This is a genomic window from Sulfuriflexus sp. (assembly GCF_032250955.1).
Taxonomy (GTDB): Bacteria; Pseudomonadota; Gammaproteobacteria; order AKS1; family AKS1; genus Sulfuriflexus.
In genome coordinates this window covers 1-9581 of sequence record NZ_JAVVES010000007.1, presented here as the reverse complement: position 1 = coordinate 9581, position 9581 = coordinate 1, and the positions used below count along the sequence as shown (strand labels likewise).

Here is a 9581-nt window from a genome sequence, read left to right as displayed (position 1 = left end):
GCTTTGAGTAATTGGTCCTGGAACGGGTTGCCCATACTGTTTATCTCGTGGCTTCTGGTGTGTTTGGCTGGTTCGGGAAATTCTCAACATTATATCTGAGCTGGCCTGCCAGGTTAAGTAGTGATCATTACCGGTAAGCCTGTCCAAGCCTTTACAGGCTTGGTATTCTTTATAAAATGAAAGCCATGATTCTAGCGGCCGGTCGCGGTGAACGTATGCGACCGCTGACCGATACCACACCGAAACCCCTGTTGCAGGTGGGCGGGCAGGCGCTCATCGAATATCACATCATGGCCCTGCACGCGGCCGGCATCGACGAGATGGTGATTAACCATGCCTGGCTGGGTGAGCAGATCACGGCCTGTCTTGGCGACGGCAGCCGCTACGGCGTGCAGATCCACTACTCCGATGAAAGCAGCGGTGCCCTGGAGACCGCTGGTGCCATCGTCAAGGCCTTGCCCTTGCTCGGGGCAGCACCGTTTGTGGTCATCAATAGCGACATCTTCACCGATTACGACTATGCCAGGCTGCCGTCACAACCCGCCGGCCAGGCCCATCTCGTCATGGTTGATAATCCACCCCAACACCCCCTGGGTGACTTTGCCCTGCGTGCCGGCCGGGTCTTCGCCGAGGGTGAGCCGCGCCTGACCTTTAGCGGCATCGGGGTCTATCAGCCGGACCTGTTCGCCACTTGCCCGGCGGGGCCCTTGCCGCTGGCGCCGCTGCTGCGCGAGGCAATGGCGCGCCACGAGGTCAGCGGCGAGCACTATACCGGTCAGTGGCAGGATATTGGTACACCCGCGCGCCTGGCCGAACTCGACGCCGGTCTGGCAGGCTGACCGCGATGGGCGAGGAGATCGACCGCAGTTACTTCAGCGAGACGGATTTCGCCCGCTTCGAGGCCGCCCTGGAAGCGGAAACCGCACTCCTGGGTGCCTGGTTTGCCAGCGGCGAGCTGTCTTGCCGCGAGGCCACGGGTGGTTTTGAACTTGAGGCCTGGCTGGTCGACAGGCAGGCACGACCCAGTGCCAACAATGTCAGCTTTCTTGAGGCACTGGACAACCCGCTCGTGGTGCCTGAACTGGCCCGCTTCAATGTAGAACTGAACGGCACGCCGGCGAGCCTGTACGGTGATGCCCTGCGCCGGATGCAGACCGAGCTGTACGCCACCTGGCAGACCTGCAGTGAGGTGGCGCAGGCACTCGACAATGACCTGGTCATGACCGGGATATTGCCCACGCTCAGGGACGAGGACCTGACCCTGGGCAACATGTCAAAAATGACCCGTTACCAGGCCCTGAATGAACAAGTCATGCGCCTGCGCCGGGGCCGCCCCCTGCGGCTGGATATTAACGGTCATGAACATTTACTCAGTACTCACCACGACGTCATGCTGGAGGCGGCGGCCACCTCGTTCCAGGTGCATACGCAGGTACCGTTCAGGGAGGCGGTGCGCTATTACAATGCGGCCATGGTCAGTTCCGCACCACTGGTGGCAGTGAGTAACAATTCCCCGTTCCTGTTTGGCTCCGACCTCTGGGCCGAGACCCGCATCCCCTTGTTTGAACAGGCGGTAGAACTGGGCGGCCTGCCAGGGATGGACTTCGGGCCGATGAAGCGCGTCAGTTTCGGCAGCGGCTATGCACATGATTCGATCATGGAGTGTTTTATCGAGAACCGGGAGCACTTCCCGATCCTGTTACCGGTTGAATACAGTAGCCCGGCCGATGAACTCAAACACCTGCGTCTGCACAACGGCACGATCTGGCGCTGGAATCGTCCGCTGGTGGGTTTCGATGCTGATGGCACCCCGCATATACGCATTGAACATCGCGTCATCCCGGCCGGGCCGACCATCATCGACGCCTTCGCCAACACGGCCCTTTACTTTGGCCTGCAACAAGCCTTTATGAATCGCACCACCCCGATTGAACACGAAATTGAATTCGCCCAGGCCCGCGATAATTTTTATGCCGCCGCCAGGCACGGCCTCGAGGCCCGCGTGCATTGGCAGGGCAGGCATGTGCCGGTTAAAGCTCTGTTGCTTGATGAGTTGTTGCCGATGGCGCGCAGCGGACTCGTATCACTGGCTATCGACCCGGACGATATTCATGATTACCTTGGCATTATTGAGGCACGCGTGCGTAGCGGCCAGACCGGTAGTGTCTGGCAACGCCAGCATGCACAACGATTGAACGGCGATATGCGGGCCATGACCGCCGATTATTTATCCTGGCAACAACGTGGCCTGCCGGTACACGAATGGGAGCACTGATGCCTGAGACCCTGTTACATATCCATGAAACCCTTCCCGAGGGCCTGCTTGACTGTGCCGTGGAAGACCTGCATACGCTGTTGCCCGGGCCGACCCTGATCCACTTGCCGGGGCGGCGTGCCGAGCCGCTGTTTGTGTCGGTACTCCTGCATGGCAATGAACCGGCCGGCATACAGGCCGTCCAGCAGGTCTTGAAGCGCTACCTCGGGCAGGAATTACCGCGCGCCCTGTCATTGTTTATCGGCAATGTCTCCGCGGCGGCAAAACGACAGCGCCGGCTTGCCGGGCAACCCGATTACAACCGCATCTGGATCGAGGGGAACACAGCCGAGCATGCCATGGCCGCCGAGATCGTCGCGCAGATGCGGGCGCGGCATGTATTCGCCAGCATTGATGTACACAACAATACCGGCCTGAACCCGCATTACGCCTGCGTTAACAAGCTCGAACATCGCTTTCTGCGCCTGGCGACCAACTTCTCGCGTACCGTGGTCTATTTTATCAAGCCCGAAGGTGTGCAGACCAGTGCCTTTGCGGCACTCTGCCCGGCCGTGACACTCGAGTGTGGTCAGCCGCAACAGGCATATGGTGTCGAGCATGCCGCTGAATACCTGGACACGGTGCTGAACATGGCACAACTTTCGGACAAGCAGGTGCCCGAGCACGATATAGATCTCTTTCATACCGTGGCGCTGGTCAAGGTGCCGGCCGGTATCTCGTTCAGTTTTGATGCCGATGCCGATGCGGACCTGTGCTTCGAGGCCGATCTCGATCGCATGAATTTTCATGAAGTAACCCAGGGCATGGTCATCGGTGAGGTCAAAGAAGGTGCCGCCGTGTGCCTCGAGGCCATAGACGAGCAGGGCGAGGATTGTGGCGCGCATTACTTCTCGGTGCAGGATAATCTCTTGCAATTCAACCGCGCCGTCATGCCCTCCATGCTGACGCTGAATGAGAAAGTCATCCGCCAGGACTGCCTGTGCTACCTGATGGAGAGGATGGCCTTGCCGACGTGATATTGGCAGACCCATTCGGCCAGCACATCCGGGTCGACACTTGATCTCGAGGATGTTTTGCGACCTAATGAAAGTCTTGATACTTCTCACAGTGCCTGCCATTACTACACGGCTATAGAAGGGGTTTCATGGCAGGGTGAAGGGCATAAAAAACGCGAAGCCGGGCAAGAGGCCTGACGAAAAGCATAAGGGATATTGACCCTTCTGCAGAAACAATTATTAGTGGCCGAGGCAATGCAGGTATTTATACGTAATGGATTTTATTACTTTCAAAACATTTATCAGCACAGAGGCTTTAATCGCATTTTATTACTTTGGCGCGATTATAATGCCTGTTGGTTTATGGTTCCTGCTTGCCCGGCTTGTGCGTAAATACAGCCTGTTAAATGCGGCATATGCAAGCGGCAAGGAAAAGGCATGGAAGCTGCTAAACAAAAAACAGCGCGCCGGTCTTTTGGCATTCTTCGTGGTTTCGTTTCTGTTTATGGAGTTGTTCTGGAGGATGCTGTTCGAGTTTCTGATTGCCTATATGCAAATGCGGGATGCGTTACTCCAGGCCCCGCTATGAATATACGGGTAAATCGTTTGCTCGGTTCCGGCGCAAAAGATACGCGTCCCGGTTAGCCCGGGCGACTGACAACATTTCAGGATTAATGTACAACATCTGACAGGAGGTTCATATGAAAGGGCAACTGGCTACAGTTCTATTGTTTCTGTTGATTTCAGCAAACGTGTCGGCTTCAGACAAGGCGCTGGTTATTTCCACTAATGACAAGTCACTGCAATGGGGGGCATGTCCGGCCTTTATCCCGACAGGATGCCAGATGACCGTATTGCAAGGTGACCCGGCAGAAAATAACGCTGATATCTTCTTCAAGGTACCGGCAGATTTCCATATCCCCTATCACACACATACCTCCCGGGAGCGTATGGTCCTGGTGTCAGGCGAGCTTGAGGTTACTTATGACAACCATGAGTCCGCGACTATAAAGAAAGGTGATTTTGCTTATGGCCCGGCAAAACTGCCTCACAAGGCTTACTGTAAAAAAGGCGATGATTGCATTCTTTATATAGGTTTTGTTTCACCTATTGATGCGATGCCAGTCGAAGGAAGGTAGGCAACAGGAGCGCAGAACCTGATTTGCTATCATGTGTCCATAGATATCCAGCGGGAGAGACTATGTTTTATATAAATCACATGACACTTATATTGCTGGGCACGCTGTCGCTTGGCATAAGTACTGTTAATGCCGAGGATGTGCATGGAGATAACATTGATCTTCAATTATCGTCTGGGGTAATGGAATTGCTGCGTGCTGAAATGCGCGAACTTCTTGTTGGTGTCCAGTCACTTCCGGCCGGAATAGCAACGGCAGACTGGGAAAAGGTGGCAGAGACCGGCGCACAGATAAACGCGAGTTACATTCTTGCCCGGAAGCTTACCCCTGAGCAGAGAAAAGAGCTCGGCACATCATTGCCGGCGCACTTCAAGCGAATGGACGCGCAGTTTCATCTTGAGGCAAAAAAACTCGAAGCCGCTGCCAGGAATCATGATGCACAGCTTTCATCATTTCACTATTACCGCATGCTGGAAAGCTGTACGGCGTGCCATACGGCATATGCGCCATCAAGGTTTCCCGGTTTCTTACCTCTTGGCAAGCAACCTCATGGTCATTAACAAGGTAAAAGGAACAGTTGCCGAACCTCCATCGGCTCGACACCGCATCAGGCTCGCCTGATTAAGCCAACCATAAATAAAAGAATAATAGTACCGATAGTGGCTGTAATTACAGAGCTGATTAAACCAGTAGCGGTTGTGCCTGTCGAGCTGAATATAATTCCGCCCAATAGCGCGCCCCGAAGGTCGGGCCAGCAAAGGCAAGGAGTGCTTCAGGCTGACTTGCGTGCCAGTTTGCCGAGCAGGCCGGTCTTGTCTTTCTGCGGGTTATTCGCGATCAGTTTGCCGCTGATGCGGGCACCGCTGCGGATCTCGATCCTGCCGTAGTAGACGTTGCCGGTGACATGCGACTGCGGGTGCAGAACCACGGAACCGGTGGCATGCACGTCGCCGATGATGGTGCCATTGATCTCGGCTTCGCCGATACTGATATTGCCGTTAATCCTGCCATCCCGGCTCAGGGTCAGGCGACTGTGTTCACCGTGGCCTTCGAGGTTACCGGTGATGTCGCCATCGATATGCAGGCCACCGGTAAAATCCATATCGCCGCGCAGGGAGACACCCTTACCGATCATACATTGCACGATGTCCGGGGAGGTCTGTTGGGGGGCCTTGTGGGCGGGATGTTTTTTCTGCGTCATTGTTTTTCTCCCATCCCTGTCTCTGCAGGGGGTCTTTAGCATACCAGAAAGACTGCGTCAGGAAATCTTTTCGCCACTCGCCTGCAGATCGGCATGGTACGAGGAACGCACCATGGGTCCGCTGGCGACATTATCAAAACCGAGTTCGCGGGCCATGTCGCCGAGGGCGTCAAATTCCTCGGGCGGGACGTAGCGGGCGACCGGCAGGTGGTAACGGCTCGGTTGCAGGTACTGGCCGAGGGTCAACATGTTGACGTCATGAGCACGCAGGTCGCGCATAACCTGTTCCACCTCACTGATCTCTTCACCGAGGCCGAGCATGATGCCGGACTTGGTGGGTACCTCGGGGTAGGCCTGCTTGAAGCGTTGCAGGAGTTGCAGTGACCAGGCGTAGTCGGAGCCTGGGCGGGCCTGCTTGTAGAGACGGGGCACGGTCTCGAGGTTGTGGTTGAAGACATCGGGCGGGTCCTGTTCGAGCAGGGCTAGGGCGACGTCCATGCGGCCGCGAAAATCCGGCACGAGGATCTCGATTTTGGTCGTTGGTGACTGCCTGCGCAGCTCGCTGATACAGTGGGTGAAGTGCCTGGCACCGCCATCGCGCAGGTCGTCGCGGTCTACCGAGGTGATGACCACGTAGCGCAGGTCCATACGGGCGACGGTCTCGCCGAGCTTGTGCGGTTCGTTCTCATCGAGTGGCTTTGGCCGGCCATGGGCGACGTCGCAGAAGGGGCAACGACGCGTGCAGATGTCGCCCATGATCATGAAGGTCGCCGTGCCGTGGGCGAAGCACTCGCCGAGGTTCGGGCAGGCGGCTTCTTCACAGACCGTGTGCAACTGCTGCTCGCGCAGCATGTTCTTCAGGCGCTGGACCTCGGGGGCATTGTGCGAGCGGCCACGGATCCACTTCGGTTTGCGCAACGGGGTTACGGTCGGCTCGATCTTGATCGGGATACGCGAGATCTTCGACTCGCCCTTTAGCGGGTTACGTGTGCGGCTGGATTTTGGTTGTTCACTCATAGGGGACTTTCTTCGCAAAACTGGCGGGCATTGTAACCCAGATCGGCGGCGAGCAGATCGCAGAGTCGGGCCGCGAGCGCAGATTGTGACGCCTGCACACCCAGTTCCCGGAGCATGGTCACTTCCATGCCCTTGTAGCCACAGGGGTTAATACGCGAGAAGGGCTCGAGCGCCATGTCGACGTTCAGGCTCAGGCCGTGGTAGCTGCGGCCGCGCTTTACGCGCAGGCCAAGGGCGGCGATCTTCGCGCCGTCGACATACACGCCGGGGGCGTCAGGGCGGGCGGCGGCCTCGATATGATGTTCGGCGAGCAGGGCAATAACACTGCGTTCCAGGGCGCTGACCAGGTCACGCACACCGAATCCGGCCCGGGGCAGGTCGATGAGGGTGTAGAGCAGAATCTGGCCGGGGCCGTGGTAGGTCACCTGGCCGCCGCGATCGATATCCACCACCGGGATGTCGCCGGGGGCGAGCAGGTGGGCGGGGTCGCTGTTACGGCCCTGGGTAAAGACCGACGGGTGCTCGACCAGCCAGAACTCATCCGCACTGTGTGCATCGCGCCCGGCAGTAACCCGGCACATGGCTGCATACACCGGCAGATAATCCTGGGTGCCGAGATTGCGCACGATAATGGCAGCAGGTCTGGGCATGGGATCAGAGCAGCATCAGTACCAGTTCGTGGGCATGTAACTCGCGGTAGAGGGCGTCGACCTGCGCCTTGCTCTGTGCCTCGAAGGTGATGGTCAGCGAGGTGAACTTGTCCTTGCCGCTGTCGCGCGCGCGTACCGCGCCCTCGCCGAGATTGGTTACGTGTTTGCGCACAATGGTTAGCACGGCGGCTTCGAAGTCGTCACCGTGGCGGCCCATGACCTTGAGCGGGAACTGGCAGGGGAACTCGAGCAGGGTTTCTTCAGTATCAGTCGTCATAATCGATATTTTACGTGGCTTTGAGGAGAATGTGGGGATGAATATGACTGAATAAAAGCAAAAGGGGGAAGATTTACCGCTTGATGGGCCGGACAGCAGCGATGCCTGACGATATGGACCGTGTCTGGCTGGGTGACAGCAGTAAACCAAATCCGGGTCGCCAATCCTGTTTGTTTATTGTGAAGATATTTACAAGGTCATCACGCGCGCATTTTGTCATGGCTTGCTTATACTGGCGTTATCGACCAGCAGTATCTGTCTGTGGACAAGGAAGGAGGTTGTATGGTGATCCAGAGTGAAGACCGGCCGGCACTCGCCTTCGATGAGTACGGCCTGCTATGTGATCCCGATACCTGGAATGAATCAGTGGCCGAGAACATCGCGGCCCAACTGGGTATCGAGAAACTGACCGACTCGCACTGGAAGGTGATCCATGCCCTGCGTGATCATTACGCCAGGTATGGTGTCGCACCGCCGGTCATAACCATTTGTCGTGCCGAGGGAAAACACTGGTCATGGGTACATGACCTGTTCGATAGCTGTCTTAATGCCTGGCGCGTTGCCGGCCTGCCCAATCCGGGTGAGGAGGCAAAATCCTACATGAGCGATATGTAACAAAGTTGTGTCCCCTTATTTTATGCCGGTAATTGACAGCGCCAGGGCCTTTTATTACAATTCGATTTATGTCGAACTATCTATTGCAAGAGGCCGGCAGATTCAAGGCCCTGAGTAACCCGCACCGGTTGGCGCTGTTCCAGCGCCTGATAACCTGTTGTGCGCCGGGTACAAAGTGTGACCCGGTTCAGGCGGCGAAAATCTGTGTGGGCGAACTGGGTGAAGGCCTGGACATTGCGCCGTCGACGCTCTCTCACCACCTGAAGACATTACACGCGGCCGGCCTGATCAATATGCAACGGCGTGGCAAGCACATTGACTGCTGGGTCGATCCGGTGGTCCTGAAACAACTGGCCGGTTTTTTCACCGCCCCTTACGAGGTAAACACATGAGCAAGAAAACCTGCTGCGAGACAACTAACAGCGATCCTGATCAACAGGGACACGACGATCATCGGCAAGCGGTGCGCACAGCTTATGCAGAGGTGGCCAATGCCAGTAACAATAATGACGCCTGTGGCATCGAGAGCAGTTGCTGCGGGGTCTCGGACGATAGTGCCATCAATACCCTGATCTCGACGCGGCTCGGCTACAGCGAGGCAGACCTGGTTGCAGTTCCGGATGGCGCGGACATGGGCCTCGGTTGTGGTAACCCGCGGGCCATTGCCTCGCTCAAAGAGGGCGAGGTGGTAGTCGACCTCGGCTCCGGTGGCGGTTTTGATTGCTTCCTTGCCGCGCAGGAAGTCGGAACAACTGGCCGCGTGATCGGCATCGACATGACCCCGGATATGCTGAGCAAGGCGCGCGCCAATGCCAGCAAGGGAAAGTTCACAAACGTTGAGTTTCGCCTGGGCGAGATAGAGCACCTGCCTGTTGAAAACGAGATGGCCAATGTGATTATCTCCAACTGTGTGATCAACCTGTCGCCGGACAAGGCCCAGGTCTTCCGGGAAACCTTCCGCATCCTCAAGCCAGGCGGTCGACTGGCGATCTCCGACGTGGTGGCCACTGTAGAGTTACCGGCTGCCATGCGCGATGACCCGATGCTGGTTGCCGGTTGCATGGGTAACGCTTCGCTGATTGAAGACCTGGAAGCAATGATCAAGGCGGCCGGTTTTGCAGACGTGCGCATCGAACCAAAGGACGAGTCAAAGGAGTTTATTCGTGACTGGGCACCGGATCATAACGTGACCGATTATGTGGTGTCGGCAAGTATTGAGGCGGTTAAGCCGGGGCCTGATGGTTGTTGTTAATTTTTTAAAAGAGCTTCTAAATTTTTAAAGATAGTTGTTTTTTCCGCGCCGGCGCGTCGCGTGTGTCTTTTCTTTGCTCGCCCAAAGAAAAGGCACCAAAAGAAAGGGCGCCCGGATTTCCCGCCCTTCGGGTTCCCTGTGCTTCTCGTCGAAGCGGGCG

Annotated in this window: 14 protein-coding genes; 9 read left to right on the top strand and 5 right to left on the bottom strand. The window is 56.8% G+C overall.

The genetic code is table 11. The features are described from left to right. Positions 1-176 precede the first annotated feature (176 nt). The 6 genes from murU to RQ738_RS01940 all read left to right on the top strand — a co-directional run bounded on the left by murU (position 177) and on the right by RQ738_RS01940 (position 4969). Entirely contained in the window at positions 177-839 is a 663-nt protein-coding gene (murU, locus tag RQ738_RS01965) for an N-acetylmuramate alpha-1-phosphate uridylyltransferase MurU (RefSeq protein WP_314161704.1), read from the top strand. A gap of 5 nt (positions 840-844) precedes the next feature. Then, positions 845-2275, top strand: coding sequence for a glutamate--cysteine ligase (locus tag RQ738_RS01960; RefSeq protein WP_314161703.1), 1431 nt, complete (start codon positions 845-847; stop codon positions 2273-2275). Further along, positions 2263-3291, top strand: a complete 1029-nt coding sequence (locus RQ738_RS01955) for a M14 family metallopeptidase (RefSeq protein WP_314161702.1) — start codon at positions 2263-2265, stop codon at positions 3289-3291. The genes RQ738_RS01960 and RQ738_RS01955 overlap by 13 nt, the downstream gene beginning before the upstream one ends. Before the next feature lie 253 nt (positions 3292-3544). Next, positions 3545-3859: a DUF4282 domain-containing protein gene (locus RQ738_RS01950; RefSeq protein ID WP_314161701.1), complete on the top strand. Its 315-nt coding sequence runs from the start codon at positions 3545-3547 to the stop codon at positions 3857-3859. A 112-nt stretch (positions 3860-3971) separates the two neighbouring features. Next, positions 3972-4409: a DUF4437 domain-containing protein gene (locus RQ738_RS01945; RefSeq protein WP_314161700.1), complete on the top strand. Its 438-nt coding sequence runs from the start codon at positions 3972-3974 to the stop codon at positions 4407-4409. 62 nt (positions 4410-4471) lie between these two features. Further along, a complete protein-coding gene (locus RQ738_RS01940) occupies positions 4472-4969 on the top strand; it encodes a hypothetical protein (RefSeq protein WP_314161699.1) in 498 nt (165 codons plus the stop codon). Positions 4970-5016: 47 nt separating this feature from the next. On the opposite strand, the gene RQ738_RS13700 is transcribed toward RQ738_RS01940, so the two are convergent. From RQ738_RS13700 to RQ738_RS01920, 5 genes are read right to left on the bottom strand one after another with little or no spacing between them, the layout of a single operon-like run. Further along, positions 5017-5139 carry a GlsB/YeaQ/YmgE family stress response membrane protein gene (locus tag RQ738_RS13700; RefSeq protein ID WP_409929511.1) on the bottom strand — a complete coding sequence of 41 codons (123 nt, stop codon included), beginning with the start codon at positions 5137-5139 and terminating at the stop codon, positions 5017-5019. 42 nt (positions 5140-5181) lie between these two features. Continuing rightward, positions 5182-5610 carry a polymer-forming cytoskeletal protein gene (locus RQ738_RS01935; RefSeq protein ID WP_314161698.1) on the bottom strand — a complete coding sequence of 143 codons (429 nt, stop codon included), beginning with the start codon at positions 5608-5610 and terminating at the stop codon, positions 5182-5184. Between the two features lie 57 nt (positions 5611-5667). After that, positions 5668-6627, bottom strand: a complete 960-nt coding sequence (lipA, locus tag RQ738_RS01930; RefSeq protein WP_314161697.1) for a lipoyl synthase — start codon at positions 6625-6627, stop codon at positions 5668-5670. Then, positions 6624-7277: a lipoyl(octanoyl) transferase LipB gene (lipB, locus tag RQ738_RS01925; protein WP_314161696.1), complete on the bottom strand. Its 654-nt coding sequence runs from the start codon at positions 7275-7277 to the stop codon at positions 6624-6626. Before lipB ends, lipA begins: the two co-directional genes overlap by 4 nt. A 4-nt stretch (positions 7278-7281) precedes the next feature. Then, positions 7282-7554, bottom strand: coding sequence for a DUF493 domain-containing protein (locus RQ738_RS01920; protein WP_314161695.1), 273 nt, complete (start codon positions 7552-7554; stop codon positions 7282-7284). A 282-nt stretch (positions 7555-7836) separates the two neighbouring features. Between RQ738_RS01920 and RQ738_RS01915 the strand changes: the two genes are divergently transcribed. The 3 genes from RQ738_RS01915 (at position 7837) to RQ738_RS01905 (ending at position 9421) form a co-directional block, all read left to right on the top strand. Next, the gene (locus RQ738_RS01915; RefSeq protein ID WP_314161694.1) at positions 7837-8169 is read left to right on the top strand and encodes a TusE/DsrC/DsvC family sulfur relay protein; all 333 of its coding nucleotides are present in this window, start codon (positions 7837-7839) and stop codon (positions 8167-8169) included. A 68-nt stretch (positions 8170-8237) separates the two neighbouring features. Next, complete coding sequence (locus RQ738_RS01910) at positions 8238-8561, top strand: metalloregulator ArsR/SmtB family transcription factor (RefSeq protein ID WP_314161693.1); 324 nt, start codon at positions 8238-8240, stop codon at positions 8559-8561. Continuing rightward, a complete protein-coding gene (locus RQ738_RS01905) occupies positions 8558-9421 on the top strand; it encodes an arsenite methyltransferase (RefSeq protein ID WP_314161692.1) in 864 nt (287 codons plus the stop codon). The genes RQ738_RS01910 and RQ738_RS01905 overlap by 4 nt, the downstream gene beginning before the upstream one ends. The last annotated feature ends 160 nt before the right edge of the window (positions 9422-9581 follow it).

Coding starts and splice junctions, on each gene's coding strand:
- murU (WP_314161704.1), top strand. CDS start 177: ATGAAAGCCATGATTCTAGCGGCCGGTCGCGGTGAACGTATGCGACCG.
- RQ738_RS01960 (WP_314161703.1), top strand. CDS start 845: ATGGGCGAGGAGATCGACCGCAGTTACTTCAGCGAGACGGATTTCGCC.
- RQ738_RS01955 (WP_314161702.1), top strand. CDS start 2,263: ATGGGAGCACTGATGCCTGAGACCCTGTTACATATCCATGAAACCCTT.
- RQ738_RS01950 (WP_314161701.1), top strand. CDS start 3,545: ATGGATTTTATTACTTTCAAAACATTTATCAGCACAGAGGCTTTAATC.
- RQ738_RS01945 (WP_314161700.1), top strand. CDS start 3,972: ATGAAAGGGCAACTGGCTACAGTTCTATTGTTTCTGTTGATTTCAGCA.
- RQ738_RS01940 (WP_314161699.1), top strand. CDS start 4,472: ATGTTTTATATAAATCACATGACACTTATATTGCTGGGCACGCTGTCG.
- RQ738_RS01935 (WP_314161698.1), bottom strand. CDS start 5,610: ATGACGCAGAAAAAACATCCCGCCCACAAGGCCCCCCAACAGACCTCC.
- lipA (WP_314161697.1), bottom strand. CDS start 6,627: ATGAGTGAACAACCAAAATCCAGCCGCACACGTAACCCGCTAAAGGGC.
- lipB (WP_314161696.1), bottom strand. CDS start 7,277: ATGCCCAGACCTGCTGCCATTATCGTGCGCAATCTCGGCACCCAGGAT.
- RQ738_RS01920 (WP_314161695.1), bottom strand. CDS start 7,554: ATGACGACTGATACTGAAGAAACCCTGCTCGAGTTCCCCTGCCAGTTC.
- RQ738_RS01915 (WP_314161694.1), top strand. CDS start 7,837: ATGGTGATCCAGAGTGAAGACCGGCCGGCACTCGCCTTCGATGAGTAC.
- RQ738_RS01910 (WP_314161693.1), top strand. CDS start 8,238: ATGTCGAACTATCTATTGCAAGAGGCCGGCAGATTCAAGGCCCTGAGT.
- RQ738_RS01905 (WP_314161692.1), top strand. CDS start 8,558: ATGAGCAAGAAAACCTGCTGCGAGACAACTAACAGCGATCCTGATCAA.